At 58.1% G+C, this 16456-nt stretch carries 13 protein-coding genes and 5 pseudogenes; 8 read left to right on the top strand and 10 right to left on the bottom strand.

The window, feature by feature from the left end; all coding sequences use genetic code 11:
• The 6 genes from LMTR3_RS36685 to LMTR3_RS20595 form a co-directional block, all read right to left on the bottom strand.
• Nucleotides 1-168: aminopeptidase P family N-terminal domain-containing protein (locus LMTR3_RS36685; RefSeq protein WP_176721955.1), on the bottom strand; the 168-nt coding region annotated here is incomplete at its 3' end.
• A gap of 248 nt (nucleotides 169-416) precedes the next feature.
• Nucleotides 417-1607 carry a M20 family metallopeptidase gene (locus tag LMTR3_RS20615; RefSeq protein ID WP_245319956.1) on the bottom strand — a complete coding sequence of 397 codons (1191 nt, stop codon included), beginning with the start codon at nucleotides 1605-1607 and terminating at the stop codon, nucleotides 417-419.
• A 256-nt stretch (nucleotides 1608-1863) separates the two neighbouring features.
• A complete protein-coding gene (locus LMTR3_RS20610) occupies nucleotides 1864-2925 on the bottom strand; it encodes an extracellular solute-binding protein (protein WP_065746872.1) in 1062 nt (353 codons plus the stop codon).
• Between the two features lie 54 nt (nucleotides 2926-2979).
• Complete coding sequence (locus LMTR3_RS20605; protein ID WP_065746871.1) at nucleotides 2980-4068, bottom strand: ABC transporter ATP-binding protein; 1089 nt, start codon at nucleotides 4066-4068, stop codon at nucleotides 2980-2982.
• A gap of 8 nt (nucleotides 4069-4076) precedes the next feature.
• A complete protein-coding gene (locus LMTR3_RS20600) occupies nucleotides 4077-4877 on the bottom strand; it encodes an ABC transporter permease (protein ID WP_084029732.1) in 801 nt (266 codons plus the stop codon).
• Nucleotides 4867-5748 (bottom strand): ABC transporter permease, encoded by an 882-nt coding sequence (locus LMTR3_RS20595; RefSeq protein WP_065746870.1) that lies wholly within the window; start codon nucleotides 5746-5748, stop codon nucleotides 4867-4869. The genes LMTR3_RS20600 and LMTR3_RS20595 overlap by 11 nt, the downstream gene beginning before the upstream one ends.
• A 590-nt stretch (nucleotides 5749-6338) precedes the next feature.
• Here LMTR3_RS20595 and LMTR3_RS20590 point away from each other — a divergent pair.
• Nucleotides 6339-7501: pseudogene (locus LMTR3_RS20590) on the top strand (diaminopropionate ammonia-lyase).
• Between the two features lie 1059 nt (nucleotides 7502-8560).
• On the opposite strand, the gene LMTR3_RS37830 reads toward LMTR3_RS20590, so the two are convergent.
• Complete coding sequence (locus LMTR3_RS37830) at nucleotides 8561-8794, bottom strand: hypothetical protein (RefSeq protein WP_141686723.1); 234 nt, start codon at nucleotides 8792-8794, stop codon at nucleotides 8561-8563.
• A 40-nt stretch (nucleotides 8795-8834) separates the two neighbouring features.
• Between LMTR3_RS37830 and LMTR3_RS40340 the strand changes: the two are divergent.
• The 3 genes and pseudogenes from LMTR3_RS40340 to LMTR3_RS36665 all read left to right on the top strand — a co-directional run.
• Nucleotides 8835-9287 (top strand): annotated as a pseudogene (locus LMTR3_RS40340) (S1/P1 nuclease); the annotation flags it as partial.
• A 696-nt stretch (nucleotides 9288-9983) separates the two neighbouring features.
• A complete protein-coding gene (locus LMTR3_RS20570) occupies nucleotides 9984-10766 on the top strand; it encodes an SDR family oxidoreductase (RefSeq protein ID WP_065746867.1) in 783 nt (260 codons plus the stop codon).
• Between the two features lie 134 nt (nucleotides 10767-10900).
• Nucleotides 10901-11528, top strand: a pseudogene (locus LMTR3_RS36665) (TetR/AcrR family transcriptional regulator); the annotation flags it as partial.
• 607 nt (nucleotides 11529-12135) lie between these two features.
• On the opposite strand, the pseudogene LMTR3_RS20560 reads toward LMTR3_RS36665, so the two are convergent.
• A pseudogene (locus LMTR3_RS20560) lies at nucleotides 12136-12898 on the bottom strand (HpcH/HpaI aldolase family protein).
• 589 nt (nucleotides 12899-13487) lie between these two features.
• Between LMTR3_RS20560 and LMTR3_RS40060 the strand changes: the two are divergent.
• The 4 genes and pseudogenes from LMTR3_RS40060 to LMTR3_RS20550 all read left to right on the top strand — a co-directional run bounded on the left by LMTR3_RS40060 (nucleotide 13488) and on the right by LMTR3_RS20550 (nucleotide 15215).
• A complete protein-coding gene (locus LMTR3_RS40060) occupies nucleotides 13488-13676 on the top strand; it encodes an aldehyde dehydrogenase family protein (protein ID WP_349643812.1) in 189 nt (62 codons plus the stop codon).
• Nucleotides 13615-14609 (top strand): annotated as a pseudogene (locus tag LMTR3_RS40055) (aldehyde dehydrogenase family protein). Before LMTR3_RS40060 ends, LMTR3_RS40055 begins: the two are co-directional and overlap by 62 nt.
• Before the next feature lie 183 nt (nucleotides 14610-14792).
• Nucleotides 14793-14948: a hypothetical protein gene (locus LMTR3_RS38620; protein WP_176721953.1), complete on the top strand. Its 156-nt coding sequence runs from the start codon at nucleotides 14793-14795 to the stop codon at nucleotides 14946-14948.
• A 72-nt stretch (nucleotides 14949-15020) separates the two neighbouring features.
• On the top strand, nucleotides 15021-15215 hold the full coding sequence (locus tag LMTR3_RS20550) for a hypothetical protein (protein ID WP_065746865.1): 195 nt from the start codon (nucleotides 15021-15023) through the stop codon (nucleotides 15213-15215).
• A gap of 98 nt (nucleotides 15216-15313) precedes the next feature.
• Here LMTR3_RS20550 and LMTR3_RS20545 read toward each other — a convergent pair whose 3' ends face one another.
• Nucleotides 15314-15556 (bottom strand): hypothetical protein, encoded by a 243-nt coding sequence (locus LMTR3_RS20545; protein WP_065746864.1) that lies wholly within the window; start codon nucleotides 15554-15556, stop codon nucleotides 15314-15316.
• A gap of 19 nt (nucleotides 15557-15575) precedes the next feature.
• Nucleotides 15576-16037: a methyl-accepting chemotaxis protein gene (locus LMTR3_RS39855; RefSeq protein WP_065746863.1), complete on the bottom strand. Its 462-nt coding sequence runs from the start codon at nucleotides 16035-16037 to the stop codon at nucleotides 15576-15578.
• Nucleotides 16038-16456: the final 419 nt, after the last annotated feature.

Raw genomic sequence — 16456 nt, 5'->3', positions numbered from 1 at the left:
AGGCACATATGCGGACTTTGACGTGTATCCTGAAAGATACGTAATGTTCGCTGGGGACGTGACCACCAGCACTTCGACCTGGCGTCGCTCCATCTCCAACTTAACGGCAGTCAACCTCCGTAGATACTCAGAGCGGGGGAACGCCTGCGAGCCCTTTGGCATTGCCATGCTTTCAACTCCTTTCATGACATACTGGGTTCTTCTGTGTGCTCTCGATTAGACCAATACGCGCATCCCGGGTTTCTGCCGGTAGATCGGAGCGACTTACCTTCGCAGCGGGCAGCCAACTTGAAGCCCCCCTACAACTCGAAAGCCTAGCAAGATACAATCCAGCGACGCGAATGGCTTAAGCAGGGTACGATCCGCCATCGACTTGGGACCGCACCGTTTGTGGCAGTGGTCTAACATCGACGCTGTCACGAATTCAGCATTTCCAAGCAGTACCGAACCGTCAGTTCGGTTGTCGGAACAAGCAGGTCGTCAGACGCTCCGAACGTCGGCGTGTGCACGCCGGACTCGTTCCCCGGTTCCTGGCTGCCAAACCAGAAATAGATCGAAGGCACGCAAGCGGAATAGAAGCCGAAATCATCGCTGCCGCCGCCGGCGGTCGGCGACTTTTTGTCAGAGAATTTGTCCTCGCCCACCGTATCGATAACTAGCCGCCGAAAGCGTTCTACCATGGCAGCATCGTTGATGACAGGCGGCTCGCCAAGCCGGTGGGAAAATTCTGCTTTCCCCCGATGCATGGCGGCGACGCCTTCAGCTATTTGGCGAACGCGCTGAACCAAGAGTATTCTTCGCTCTGCACTGCTCGTTCTGATTGTCCCGGTCATGGTGATGGAAGGACAAATGATGTTTGTAGCCTCGCCACCAGCGATAGTACCAATGGTGATGATTGCGCCGTCGTCGAACGGCATTTCTCGAGAGACGACTTTTTGGACCTCGTTGATAAACGCCCCTGCCATCGCAATCGCGTCCACCCCGGCATGCGGCCTGGCGCCGTGAGCCATGGTCCCGATGAGCTTGAGCGCGAATTGATCGGCCGACTTGGTCACTGCGCCTGCGCGTGCGCCGTACATTCCGGCGGGCAAATCAGTTTTGACGTGGAAGCCAACGGCAGCATCGAACCCGGTGAGCAACCCTTCTTCAGCTACCGAACGGCCACCGAGTGGCTCAGCCTCCTCAGCAGGCTGGAAAATCACGCGAAGCTTGCCAGAAAAATTCTCGCGCATCCGATGGAATGCGAGCGCGGTGCCCAAAGCGATCGATGTATGCGTATCGTGGCCACAGGCGTGCATTACGCCCGGAACTTGCGAATGGTAAGAGATGTCGTCTCGAGTTTCCTGGATCGGCAATGCATCGATGTCGCCGCGCACAGCGACGGAACGCTGCGACCCCGAGGTTAAGCCTTCGATGTCGACGTAGAGGCCGGTTTTGTGAAACGTTTTCGCGCCCGTTAGTCCAAATTTTTCGAGGGTTTCGCGGATCCGTTGCTGCGTTTTCCATTCATTGTTGGAAAGCTCGGGCTCGCGATGCATGGCATGACGCATCTTGATTATGGCGTCCTGTTCGGCACCGGAAAGCAAGTTGTTTGCGATTGTTTCCATTGTCATCTCGCCACTGTATCGAGTCGAACCTGTGTTCAACTTAGCAAACCGCGACCGACGGAAAGCATCGACTCACAGGGCGTGGCGCAGCAATGCTGCGAGATTTTGGCCCAATGCGCACATTCGCGGCGGCGGCTAGCCTTAGATCAAATCTTTGCCGATAGATGGGTCATCGTACGCCAGCGGACCCAAAAGGCCGCCGAAAAAACGAAGATCCAAGCGTTGATTAGAGTCGATCCCCGCAGGCTCGGAAGTGCTAGCCTCTTAGCTCCTTAGTCATCCTCTCTCCGAGAGCTGCGCCCTGCTCCATGAAGGCTTTCCAGTCGATCGGCCTCTTCAATGCCGCCCGCTCGCGAGAATTGATAAGGATGTCAGCCGCGAGTTCTCCGAGCGCCACGTCCGTGGTCGGTCCGTAGCGGAGCGCTTTCGGCACGGAAAGCATGCCTTGATCAGAAAGAAGCTGGTTGATGTAAGCTAGTGCGGCCTCCTTGTTGCGACATCCTCGCACGATGTTCGTGTAGGAGGTGACGGCGTAAATGCCCTCTCGTGCGATAACCGTTTCCAACGGCGTTCCCGATTTCCGCGCCTCATACGCCCGGCCTTCCCACAACGTACCTGCCTGCGCCTCGCCCTGTGTAAAGGCCTGGAGCTGGGTGACGGAGCTAGGAGGTGTTGCGACAATGTTATCCTTCGCTGCGGCCATGATTTTGAACGCCGGCTCCATATTAGCCAAAGACCCGCCATTGCCTTCGGCAAGAGCAAGCAAGACGATCCACCCCGTAAAGGCGTTGGCCGGCATGGTCGAAACCTTTCCCTTCAAGTCGGGCCGAGCGATGTCGGAAAAAGAGGTCAGTGGCGGCTTGACCGTATTCGAGTTATAGACGGGTACGATCGACGCAACGCTAAATGGCGCACCATAGTCGCCGAATTCACGAAAACCCGGAAGGACACGGGAAAGATTGGGTGCATCTGACGCGCTGAAGCTCTCCAATATACCTCCTGCAATGGCCTGGGGCATGAGCGGGCTATCCGCCATGAAGAGATCAATGTGCGGGTTGCTCTTGTTGGAAATGAGCTTCGCCAGGTCGGCAGCAGTGCTCGAGGGGATATATTCAACCTTGAGGCCGGTGCTTTCTTCGAGAGGCTTCGCCACGCCCTCAATGAGAGCCTTGTCGTATGTGCCGCCGTAGCCATTGATACGAAGCCTTACCCCGGAAAATTTCTTCTGCTGAGCGTGCACTGCGGGTGCTGTGACCGTCGCCAGGGCCGCGGCGGCACCGACTACAAGAAATTCCCGTCTTCTCATAAACTCCTCCATGAGGTTCCTGCTTTACGAAGACTTGGCGTGACATTGGCAAAATCATTGCACGCGTCATTGAACTGGCGGCACAAAGCGAACGGCTACTGGATCAATAGCGATGTCTATCTGCTCCCCAGGCTTGGGCTTTTGTCCAACGGGGAACTGGGTATCCATGATGAGCTTGGAGCCGCCGAGGCGAAGTTGGAGCCGGGTAAGGGCACCGTGATAACCACTCGTCTCGATCCTCGCCCTGCGGGCGGGCACCCCCGGCATCTCGCGCGCTTTCTTTACATTCTCGGGCCTGATAACAGCGGTCGCCTTTCCAACCTGGCCGAAGGCTGGCAGCTTCAACCCGTCATCGGTTCTAAACTCGCCTCCATCGAGAATCTGCCCCTCTAAGAGAGAGCATTGTCCAACGAACTCAGCGACGAACCGCGTCGCGGGAGCATCGTAGATCTCCTCTGGGCTGCCTACCTGCTCCGCCGCGCCCTTGTTCATGACGACAATACGATCGGCCAGCGTGAGGGCCTCGTCTTGGTCGTGGGTCACAAAGAGTGTGGTCATTTTGAGATTGCGGATTAGGCTATGTAGATCATCACGAAGACGTACGCGAAGTTGCGCATCAAGATTGGAAAAGGGTTCGTCGAGAAGGAGCACTTTCGGCTGAAGGGCAAGCGCTCGGGCAAGCGCGACGCGTTGTTGCTGTCCCCCTGAAAGCTCCCGCGGGTAGCGCTCGGCGAGGTGCTGCAGCTCGACCCGGCGGAGCATGTCCTGAACCCGGCTCGCCCTTTCCTGCCTTTTCATGCCGATATTGACCAGCCCGTACTCCACGTTCTTCGCGACGGTCATGTGCGGAAAGAGAGCGTAATTCTGGAAAACAATACCAACGTCGCGCCTATAGGCGGGAACGCGCGTTACATTTTGGCCTTCGATCAGGATCTCTCCGCTTGTTGGCGAAATAAACCCCGCCAACATGCGCAGCGTCGTTGTTTTGCCGCATCCTGACGGGCCGAGGAGACACACCAACTCACCACGGCGGATCTCTAGCGAAAAGTCGGGCACAACCGTAAGTGCGCCGTAGTCCTTCCTAAGGTTACGAAAGACAACGATCGTTTCGCGCTGCAGGCCGGACGCAAGTGCATCTTGAGCTAGTATTTGCATGTTTTTCCTCAAATTACTGTCCTTGGCCCCGAGATGCGGTCAGCGATCAAGATGGCCAGCAATGTGAAGACGATGACAACTGAGGATACAGCCGCAACCAGCGGATCTACTGTTTGCTCAACGTAGGCCAACACCTGGACGGGAAGAGTGACATTGCCTCCGGCTCCTAAGAACACTGAGAGGCTGACATTTCCGAACGATGTGACGAATGCAAACACGCCGGCAGAAATTATGCCCGGCACAAGCAGCGGGATCGTTATTGTTCTCAGAACCGTGGCGGGCTTTGCCCGCAAGCTCATTGCGGCCTGTTCGAGATTCTGGTCTAACAACACCATGCTGGCGGACAGCGTGCGGACAACATATGGGAGCGTCACGACCACGTGCCCGATGAGCAGGCCAACGAAAGTTTGACTTAGACCGATCCAGACTTGCAACTGCATCAGCCCCAAACCCAGGACCACGGCTGGGATCAGCAGCGGAGAAAGCATGAACCCTCGAATCAGCTCTCGACCCGAGAACTTGTGCCGCTCGATTGCGAAGGCTGCTGCGAAACCAAACAGAAGGGACAGGACTGTCGAAAGCGCAGCCAATTTCAGACTCAGAGTCAGCGAATCGAAAAAGAGCGAGCTCTCCCAGAACGCGTAGTACCAACGCAGGGAGAAGCCGGTCGGCGGAAACCGCATCGCGTTCCCCGATGTAAAGGAAGTGGCGACGACGATAACGCCGGGAAGTATCAGCGTAAGATATACTAGGACGCGAACAAGCTTGCCTACCCCGGCCAACATTCTGTCCACGATGTCACTGAACATGGAGGCCTCTCGTGAGCGGGCGAATGATTGCGGTGTTCAGCGCTGCCATAAGTCCGAATCCTACAGCGAGCAGAATGAAAGCCATCGCGGCGCCAAATGGCCAGTTCGATGTAGTCAGGATTTGATCATAGATAAATCCGCCAACCATCTGCGCACGCGGTCCGCCAACCAGCCGCGGAGTCACAAATGCGGAAGCGGCCATTACGAAAATCAGGGATAATCCGGCCAATATGCCTGGTGTCGAGAGTGGAATGACTACCTTTATGAATGTCCGCACGCGGTTCGCGCGCAAGCTCGTCGACGCCTGCTCGAGAAAAGGATCTATTTGCATGACAACATTCATCACCGAGAGGATGATGAATGGCAGAAATTGCTGAATCAGGACGATTACGACTGCAGTACGATTGAACAGTAGCTGTTGCGGACTGGACAAGATCCCGAGCCACACGAGAACATTATTGATCAGCCCCTGTCGACCCAGCAGCACGAGCCAACCAAATACGACCACCACCAGGCTCAGCGTCAAGGGGACGATCACCATCAGCATACGCACGCGACGCTTAGCCGGTGGGTGGCGCGCAAGGGAATAACCAACGGGAAAGCCAAGAACCAGGCACCCGAGGCAGACAATCAGCGCGTACGCCACGGTCTCCCCAAGCACTGACAAGTGCAGCGGGTTCCAAAAGAACTTCACGTACTGAGCGAGCGAGTAGCCTTCTGCTCCGATAGTCGTGCTGCCAGGATAGAAGCTTATCCGCAGGACGATGCCGGCTGGAATCAACATAAATACAATCAGTGTAAGCAACGCTGGCGCCAGGAGCAACAACCAGCACGTTTTTCGACGTTCCGACTCAGCTGTGGACGAATTCATCCTGATTCCCCCGAGAAGGTGTCGAACCCACGCCTAATACGTCGTTCGCTGCACTCCAGGAGCACACGCGCTCCTTGTGCGCTCTAGTCACCAATCTCCTCGTCGCCACTGTAGCCGCAAGGGCCGATGTGAAGATGTAAAGTTGCACGACTTGGCGCAGAATTTCTGCGCCTATCCTGGCAACACGCTGCAACTAAGCTTAAATCACGATCTGCACGGGACCCGGGAAACCTAAGCACACGCTGAAGTACGGAAGACTGCCAGTGCCTGGCCAAGAGGGCTGGGAGAAAGCCATCCCTCCCAAATATCCGACCTGACGTTCAACCACTCTCAGCGCCAGGACGGCAGAACTTTTCAAAGGCCGAAAACGTCCGTGGGAAGGTCGTTTGCGCTGACGGCGATCTCACCTGCTCGGTGAGCGCCTATTATGCCTCGTTTCGAGCCCTTGGTGAGCAACTCTTGCCTGAGAGGCGCTGGAATGCAGCGCTTTGTCGTCGCGAATAACGTAGATCATACTGAGCCATTAACCGGCACCAGAAAGAAACCAGCACGCCGAGCACCGTGCGCCCTTGGATGCTTCGGATGCCGACATGTTGAGCGTCGAAGCTGCTCGCGAAGTCGAGCGATTCTCAAGCACCGCGAGGGCCACAAGGAAACACCTCTCGTGTCTTTGCCGGCCCTTGCTCGTGAGATCAGCGTAGGCTCGATCCATCTAACGGACGAAGGCCATCGATTCGCTTGGCAGCTTCAAAGCTTTGGGCGGCTCTTATGCCGTGATCCGGATAGTGTTAGAGGCCGCAAGCCGGCGGCTCGGCCGAGCTGTCGACGTGTAGGAGCTTCACATAGCTGAAGTGAGGGCCGTGGCACGGGAGATGATGGTATTCTGTGCCACGGATGGCAATCATGGCAGGTCGGTAACGCAAGGTGCCCAGCTCGTTGGCGCCGAGTGTGCCATATTCGTTCGCTCAGGCGTCACCGACGAGCGCATCGCCGCCATCGCGCGTTTCGGCCCAAAGATGATCCGCGTCAATGGTAACTACGATGACTCCCTCGCCGAGGCGTCCCGAATTGCCGGGGAAAAGGGCTGGATGACGGTGTCTGACACATCCTGGCCGGGCTACGAGCGCATCCCCGGCTTCGTGATGCAGGGATACACCGCCCTGCTCAGCGAAGCACTGCGCCAGCTGCCCGAATTCCCGACCCACGTCTTCGTCCACGCGGGAGTGGGTGGAGTCGCCGCAGCCGTCGCCGGACATTTTTCGGTGTTGTTGGGTGACAACCGGCCGTTCTTCGCGGTTGTCGACCCCTCGCGCGCGAGCATGCCTCTTTGAAACCGCCCGGGCCGGGCACCCTGTGAAGGTGGATCATGGGCAGCCGACCGTGATGGCTATGCTCGAATGCTACTAGCCTTCGCTTGTCGCTTGGCGCATCCTTTCGCGCGCAGCGGACGCCTTTATGACTGTCGAAGACGAGGACGCAATCAGTGTCATGAAGCGCTTAGCAGATCCCAGGAATGCCGCCCCCTATCGTCGCTGGCGAAAGTGGTGGTGTCGGTCTGGCAGCTTTGCTGAAGGTCGTGTCCGACCAGGCATTGCGTGGCAGGATCGGTCTTGGACAAAATGCACGGGTGTTCCTGATCAACACCGAGGGCGCGACCGATCCTCGCCTCTACGGAGAGCTGGTCGGCGCGACGCCCGCGCAAGTGATCACGAAAAATGTTCAACGCGCCAAGACGGGAGGGTCGAGCTCGTAAGCCTGCTCACGGGGGCCAGGTAGCGTCAAGGTTTGACGGTTTTGCGCATTGACTTGGCCATCGAGGTGACTTCCTTCAGTAGCGCGCCGACCGATGGCCGAATGTGCCATTGTTCCGATTGTAGTTGCCGCTGGTGCCGTAATTGTCGCGCTGGGTGCTATTCGGATTCGTAGCCGTGTACGGCTGCAAATAGGTGCCGTTGCTGCGGGTATGGCCTGAGACGCTGTGGCTGTTTGGATTAGGGCCCGTGCCGAGGTATTGCGCCTGCGCTGCACCAATGGACCAAGCCAACGCCCCCTTGGCTTGCCTCGAAATTATGTGCAACCACAGCCACAAGAGCTAAGTCAATCGCAGGCCGGCCTCGGTTCACTGACTCGTTTCCATCGAAGGAAGGACGAGCATCAAGCTAGATTCGCGAGGCACGCCAGCCCGCTGAGCTTATACGAAGACAAAGGCGAGCAGGCTCCCGAGACGAGGTCATGATTGCGCATGAAAAGCCCTCGATTGCACCTCTGAAAGAGCGCACCAGCTGCTGCTATCGCGCCGTCAGGTTAACACAAAAATGATTACTCAAATCGGACGCACTATTCCTGATGTTGCAATGAAAGAATGCATTTATCCAGCATGGCCACATCACAGTTCGCCGTCTTGCGGCGAAGGCAAAGAATATCAAAGTTGAGAACTCGCGGCCTGCGAGCCTTAGGCTCTTGCAGGCCTAATAGGCTGCTCTATTGAGCGCTGGGACGTTTGTGCGCTGGAACATACTCGCACAGGATGTGAGCCGCCCCATAATTGCGATACAGCTTCCGGAGTAACTTTTCAGAAGGCGTCGATTTCTACTTCTCTTAGTGGCGTGGCTTTTGCAATCGTGGTTAGCGGCACGCTGCCAGCACCAAGATAGGCTCGTGCCGCTCCCGACCGCGGCCATGCCACCGGTTAGCGTGCCCTAGCCGAAGGACTTGGTTTCGACCAGCGGATTGCCCCGGGGTTCCGTTTCGATTTTGGGGCAACCAGCTGTCCGCGTCACGTCAAGAGCGCCGTTTTTGGGGCCGTTGCCGGTCATTTTCCGCCTCGCCAGCGGGCCGAGCTGCCGCCGCGCTCTTGATCCGCGCTCGAGAGACGCTCCACATGGCGAACTTTCGTCACGTCGTCGCATTCTTCGAGTATTTTCTTCAAGATCTTTGGTCTCGTTGTGGCAGTGCCCTGACCCGCACTTGCCAGATATTGGGGATGCATAGTGACACCGCTCAGATTCATACTACCTGTCTGCGCCGCTGCCTTGATGGCCAGCACCTCCTCCGCCTTTGCCGGGGGGTAGCTAGGTCATTCCGTAATTGCGGAATTGGCGCAACGACACTTGACTTCGGCCGCGCAAGCCAAGCTCAACCAGCTGATCGGGGGTACTTCTCTCGCGGCCATCTTAAAGTGGGCGGATGACTACAAGTTCACGCTGGAATGAAAATGGCATTTCGTCGATCTTGACATCGAACGTCCGACGTGCGACGCGGTCCTCGACTGCAAGGACATGAACAGCCAAGGCACGTGCATCGTCCAAGGTTTAGCAGCAGCCATTGCGATGCTGAAAGATAAGTCGCGCTCCAAAGAAGACCGGTTGCACGCGCTGAAACCCATCGTTCACCTCGCCGGTGACCTGGAACAGCCGTTGCATGCAAGCGAGCGCAACAATGATCAAGGCGGCAACAAGCTGCACGTCGTCTTGCACGCGAAACGACTCGGATGGCGTCGCGTATACCCGCGCATCGCTTTCCACAGCATGTGGGACGACTCCCTGGTCGACCTCCAGGCATATTCCTGGGGAGGTTACACGGACGCGATTGATGCGAATTCATTGCCGACGGTGGAATCGCCTCCATATAACGACACGCATCGCCGGCTGGGCGAACGACACCCACGCTCTTGGGATAAAGGCCTATCAGCCCCTGCCACCAGGAACGCTAGACCACAACGACACGAGCCATCCCGTGGAAATCGGCGTCGACTACGCCGCCGCCGTGAAAGCGGAACTGGATCGCGAGTTGGCAAAAGGAGCAGCGCGCCTCAAAGCCATTCTGGACGATGCGCTCGGAGACTCCTAGGCCAAGCTGATGGTGGATGACATCCAGATGGCCACTCGAGAAATTATGAATACTGCAGCGGACTCGCATTTCGGCTGCTTGGTCCCCCAGACGCCGAGCGGCCTTCTTCTCCCGCGCGACTTGAACGCTGTCCAGAAGGTGCTCAGGTTCACGGGTAGGCATCGGTGTTACTGTCGGTGTTGTAGTGCCGGCACGATCAAGACTCAGGTCGCCTCTCGAGGCTTGCTCATAGAACGAGAGGTCGACTTCCCCAATCTCATGAAAAAAGCTGCGCACTTCTCGATTGGAAGCAGAATTTCGGCGAGACAAGCCGAATATTAGGGAGCTTCGGCCCCGGGGAGCCGATAGGTTTGCGCAAAGATAAACTTTTAACGACAGCCGAAACAATGGATCTTGGGATCAAAGGCCGCCGTGCCATCGTTTGTGCATCGTCCAAGGGATTAGGGCGGGCCTGCGCCATCTCCCTGGCCAACGAGGGCGTACATGTCACGCTCACGGCGCGCGGCGCGGAAGCGCTCTCCCAAACGGCAAACGAGATCCGGAAAGCCAATCCAGGCGTTAGTGTGATGGAGGTCGTCGGCGACATCACAACGCCCGCAGGCCGTGATGCGGTACTGAAGGCATGTCCCGAGCCTGACATCCTCATCAATAATGCCAACGGACCGCCGGCTGGAGATTTCCGCAACTGGACCCGCGCCGACTGGGTCAATGCGCTTGACGCCAACATGCTCACACCGATCGAAATGATCAAGGCCACTGTCGACGGCATGATGACCCGCAAATTCGGTCGGATCATCAACATCACCTCTTCTTCAGTGAAAGCGCCAACGTCGCGGGATCTCTCCAATGGAGCACGTACCGGGCTGACCGGCTTCATTGCGGGCATTGCACGCAGAACGGTGATCAACAATGTCACCATAAACAGCCTGTTGCCTGGAATCTTTAATACGGATCGGCTGCGCGGATCGGACGTCCTAATGGAAGCCGAGAAGCGGGGGATTTCTGTCGATGAATTGGTTGCCGAGCACGGCAAGAGCATTCCCGCGGGCCGGGTCGGCGATCCTGAGGAGCTTGGTATACTCTGTGCATTCCTATGCGGAGCGAATGCCGGCTTTATAACCGGGCAAAACATCCTGCTCGACGGCGGGGCCTTTCCAGGCACGCTTTGACATGAAGGGATTGGCCGCTCACCCGGTCATGAGCTAAGTGGAATCTAGCATCGAAGATGCCGACCCGGTGACGTTATAAGTGTAGTCCTCCAGCGGGCTGAACTTGCAACGCTTTTTGACCAAATGAATTGGTAATGCATGCCGACGACCAGACCCGCTCCGCCATTCTTGCTGCAGCCGAGCGGCTTTATGCCGATCGCGGCTTGCGACGTTTCTTGCGCGACATCGTGACAGAGGGCCAACGTCAACCTCGCCGCGGTGAAGTATCAGTTTGGCTCAAAGGACGAGCTGATCGCATACCTTTCGTTAGCCAGAGTCTACCGCTAAATCGCGAACGCTTACGCGAATTGCGTGCGGCAGAAGAAAGAGACCGCGGGGTTGCAGGAATCATTGATATTATCAATGCCCTGATCGAACCGAGCTTGCGGCGGTGTTTTGGTGCCAACGCCCAGAACTCGACGGCTCGCTTCATGATTCGCACCAAAATCGAGCCGGTACCGGCGATTCGCAGGATTTGCAACCGAGAGCTCGATTATTTGCGCAAATTCATCGCCGCGATGAAGCGCGCGGTGCCCGAGCGCCGCGAGGTCGAGCTCTATCGGAGCTTGCACTTCGCGCTTGCGATGCCGCAGCAGACCGTGCGCGACACCGAGCGGTTGACCGGGTTGTCGGACGGCAAAACGCGGCCTAGACGACGTCGAGGGGATCATTGCGCGGGTGGCAAGGGTGATTGTCATGGCGCTAGGTGCGGGAGAAGCTGAAGAAAACGTGGTGCGCGAACCGAAGAGCGGTTGTCGTCCTCTCTTGGGCCCAGGCCGTGGGGAAAGAACTAGCCACTTCGCAGAGCATGCCGGTTTGGACGGCGTGAAGTGGGTGGTTTCCAGATGTCGAGAGCCAGAACGACGGCATTCGTGGAAGCTCGCCTTGCCGGTTCGGTAAAAGCTTTCAGGCCGTTATGGATCATCTGGGTGCGATCACCTAGTGACCTTGACTTACGCGCGGCTTGGACCAGTGGCGATAATCCGCGCGCATCGTGGAAAGGTCGAACAATCTCCCGAATAACATTTGACTACGGACTCGCTAGCATCGGCGCTCGATACCATCGGGTACCAATGTGCGCTGTTCTGCCGCGATTTATCGCAAGAAAGGGCAGCCGTCTTCACTGACGTAGTTGCGGATGCGCATTATTCCCCATGCCCACGTGCATCTCAGTGAAACAGCATTCCCAGCCCCGGGCCACGCGCAGTCCGCGCCGGCTTTAGATTGCGCCGCCGTGCCAAACCTCCGCATGATGGGAAGCCCAGTTTTCCATAGCGAACATCGAATTGGCGCAGAGATGCCCCTCTCCCCGCAAGCGGCAGGAGAAAAGTTAAGCTCTTCCGCCCGAATCTTGCGGCTCTGCGTGACCTGCATCTTCGCATAGGTAGACATTAGGCCGACTTCGTTGGACAGCGTCACGAGCTTGAAGCCCATGTTGATCGCGCGCACTGCGCCTTAGTGAAATGCCGGGATGGACGTTGCGCTTGGCGCTCTCCCTGACGATCTTTTCATAGATCCTCAGGATCTCAGGTTCGTGTGATCGAGCTTCGGCTCAGCCCGAGGGAGAAGCCGAGATCGGATGGGCCGACTAGACACCATCGATGCCCGGGACATCGAGGATGGCCTCCATGTTTTCGACCGTGGTCTTGGTCTCTATCATCGGCAGCAGCACGATCTCCTCGTTGGCCGTCTTCTGGTAGGCGCCGGCAGCGCCGTACATGCCGACGCGGATCGGCGCGTTGGAGCGAGTGCCCACGGGCGGATATTTGGAATAGGAGACAAGATTCTTCGCCTCCCGCGATGTGTTGACCATCGGACAGATCACGCCATAGGCCACCGTCCCGCGCCTTGCCGATGATGCCCGGCTCGTTCCAAGGCACGCGGACCATTGGCGTGACCGCGTGGCCTCCCATGGCCTGGAAGCACTGGACCATGGATATATAGTCCTGTACGCCGTGCTGCAGGTCGACCGTAACGCTGTCGAAGCCGCATTGCGCGATCACCTCGGCGGTGAGACCGGACGGTGTCGCAAGCCAGGCGTTCACCACCGATTTGCCCGAACTCCAGATTTGTTTGACCTCATTGTTAAGCATAGATCGCGTGTCCTGTTGCGGTTCTCCGGATGCGCAGGCCTAGCTTGCGGGTCCAGGATGCTTGCTCCCCGAGACCCGCCTCACGCATGGTGTTCACTATAACGAACGGATTGCGAAGGCCCGGCTGTGAGCCTCGCTTATCTTGCCTCTTGCGCAAATCTTACCGAGCCCCCAAGGTCCAATCACCGACCTGGTAGCGCCGGAATTCTCCGCCTATTGGGATGTGAAGCCTTTTTTGGCCTCGACATCCGATCTGCGAACAAGGCACAAGGGGCGACTCTGGGACCATCGTGTCGACACCGGAGCTCAATCGTGCCCTGCTCGTTCATCGCTACGCTGTCATCGATCGACACAACGCGCGAGAGCCAGTGTCTCGGCGCCACAGTTGGGATACTGATCAGTTGCTGATGGAAGCCGGGGTTGCGACCTGGTGGCTGAACGAGCTGTTATCGATCCGAAGCAGCGCATGAGCAGCATGGACTCGGCGAGCACGATGACGCTATTGCCATGCAGTACCTGATCCCGGGCTGGACCTTCGACGACAAGCGTCCGTGCCTCGTGCGCCAAAAACCTTACTTGAGGAAACGAGATGAAAAACTTCATCGACGGCGAATGGGTCGACGGCTCCGGTGTCACAAGAAACATCAACCCCTCCAACACCAATGACGTCGTCGGCGAATACGCCAAGGCCGACAAGGCGCAGACCGAGAAGGCGATTGCGGCCGCGAAGGCCGCCTTCCCCGCCTGGGCGCGTTCGACCCCCGCAGGAGCGCTATGACGCGCTGAACAAGATCTCGACCGAGATCCTCGCCCGCGAGGAAGAGCTCGGCGGCTTGCTCGCCCGCGAGGAAGGCAAGACCCTGCCCGAAGGCATCGCGAGGTCGCGCGCGCGGGGCAGATCCTTGCGCTCTACCGGCGAAGCGCTGTGGTTGATTGGCGAGAAGGGTGCTCGGGTGCGTCCCGGCCTCGAGGTCGAGATCACCCGCGAGCCCGTTGGCGTGATAGGCATGATCACGCCCTGGAATTTCCCTATCGCGATTCCCGCCTGGAAGATCGCGCCCGCGCTCTGCTACGGCAACACCGTCGTGTTCAAGCCTGCCGAGCTCGTCCCAGGCTCTGCGCATGCGCTGTCGGAGATCATCACCCGCTCCGGCGTTCCGGCGGGGGTGTTCAACCTAGTGGTGTGGTCGGCCAGACGCTGCTTGAACATCCCGACGTCGCCGCGATCTCCTTCACCGGCTCGGTCCAGACCGGCCGCAAGCTCGCGCGGGCCCGCGTGCTGTCGAGCCCAATGAAGAAATTCCAACTTGAGATGGGCGGCAAGAATCCGCTGGTCGCGCTCGAGGACGCAGACGTCACGGTCGCCGTCGAATGCGCCGTCAACGGCGCCTATTTCTCCACCGGCCAGCGCTGCACGGCGTGCTCGCGCCTGATCGTCACCGCAGGGATTCACGACCGCTTCGTCGAGGCGCTGACGGCGCGCATAAGGGCCTCGCCGTCGATGACTTGTGCAAAGCGGGCGTGCATGTCGGCCCCGTGGCAACCAGAGCCAGCTCGACCACGACCTGCACTATCTCAATATCGGCAAGGACAAAGGCGCCAAGCGCCGTTCGGCGGCCGCAAAGGCTCGAGCCACGGCATCCGCGAGCAGGGTTCGTATGCCCGCGAGTTCTACACCACGGTGAAGACCGCCTACACCAATCCCGGCTGATTGTGATGATCGAGGCGGTGCCGCGGCGACGGTACCCCACCTCTTCCTTGGGAGAGGCCGGATGCATCGTCAGATGCGATCCGCCTGAGGGGTGACACTCTCTCGGGACCCGCGGGGGGCGGTACGCCGATCTCTCCCCGCTGGGACCTCAATCATGGCTTTTTCTGTTCTTGAGGAAAGCGCATGGACCAGTCAGTCGTGGCGAAAAGAGCCGCCGCGCCGCCAAGCTCATACAATGTCGCGATCGTGGTCAATGATTTTCGGGCTTCCCGCCGCTCCCGCTTGACCGTGGGGCTCACGCTTCGCGCGTTCATGCCGCAAGGCCACAAGGCTGGTTGACATTGCGCCAGGTGAGCCGATCCGCTATGGCGAGGTGATCGGCCATGCGCTCTCTCAGATCCTGGCCGTCGAATGACCGAAGAAGCGTACATCCGCTTGCCGGAGGCGCCGCCGCTCGACAAGACCGAAATCTTGGCAGCCGTGCCGGCGCCGCTGCCGCCGCGCAAGGCTACACGTTCGGGGCTATCGCAATGCGGACGGCTCGGTCGAACTAAGAACATCCTCGGCATCTGCTCAATATCCAGCATACTGAATGACCGCGCGTAAGAAGCTCGCCAGCCGTTGATGCAACTCCGTTGCAGGCCCGGTATTCAACCACTTCTGAATGCCGATCCATCACCCAGCGACAGTAACGGCAAGTCCAACTAAGCTGTTTGAATTCTGCCCAGGAAGCTGTCCAGCTCATGCTTCAGCCGAGAGCTTTCTTCAGACAGCAGTTCGGCAGACCTTAGCACCTGCATAGAAGCCCCTCCGATTTCGTTCGCACGGCTGGTCACTTCGCCGGCGCTCGCTGCCACCTCGGTCGTCCTGGTCGCCGCTTCCTGCAAATTGAACGCGATGTTCTTGCTCGTTGCCTTCTGCTCCCCGATGGAGTCGACCACGGTCATGGCAATCTCCGAGATGCGACTAATGATGATGCCGATTCGACAATCGTGTCGACGGATTCAGCCGTCGTGCCTTAATGCCGCCAATATGCTCGCTAATGTCAAGAGTCGCATGTGCGGTTTGCGTCGCTAGGTATTTCACTTCCTGGGCGACGACCGCGCGACATCTGCCGAGATTACCGGCGCGCGCGGCTTCAATTGCCGCGTTTAATGCAAGCAAATTGGTTTGTCGCGCGATTGTGGCGATAGGCTGAACCACAGTGTGCACCGCGTTGCGCAGCCTTCCCTGGAATCCATCATTTTCGTTGAAGCCGAGATTGCGCTGCGCTGCGACGACATTATGAAAGCGCGTTACGTAGAGATCGATCACCGGCCGTGGAGAGGTTGCCTGCTTCAGCGGATCTTGGTCGGGCAAAGCCGTGACAAATGCCTCGACGCGTCTTAAGTCTGCGAGCTGCCGCTCGTAACTCGCGGCTTGGTCCATGATCGACGTTTCACTGGGTTGCGCAGGAATTCGCTCGCGATTAGTCCTAGCCTCTAGGAAGCTTTGCGACAACGATGCGACATGAGCTTTGAACTGGTTGCTCTCATTCGAACCGCTTGGACAAAGTTCGCGTAATTCCGGCCGGCGGCACAGATTGCGCCCGTGACGAGGACAGCGGAAATCACTAGGAGTGCTATTTGGCCGCACAACCCAATACGTAAGCCACGATGCCTTGCCGGCCACTCCTGCTAGTCATCTGGAACGCAAGTTCGTCACACTGTATGATTCGAATCTCTCGATAGAGGAGAGCGCTTGTGACGAATGCGGGTGTGAGAGGCCGGCCCATCGCGCCGTTGGTGCTGAGTGCGCAGGAGCGAGCGTACTTAGAGAGGCAAGTTCGTCGTCATCGTGTTGCCCGG

It is taken from the genome of Bradyrhizobium sp. LMTR 3 (assembly GCF_001693485.1).
Lineage (GTDB): Bacteria > Pseudomonadota > Alphaproteobacteria > Rhizobiales > Xanthobacteraceae > Bradyrhizobium.
The sequence above is the reverse complement of the archived record's forward strand: the minus strand, read 5'-3'. Positions and strand labels throughout refer to the sequence as shown.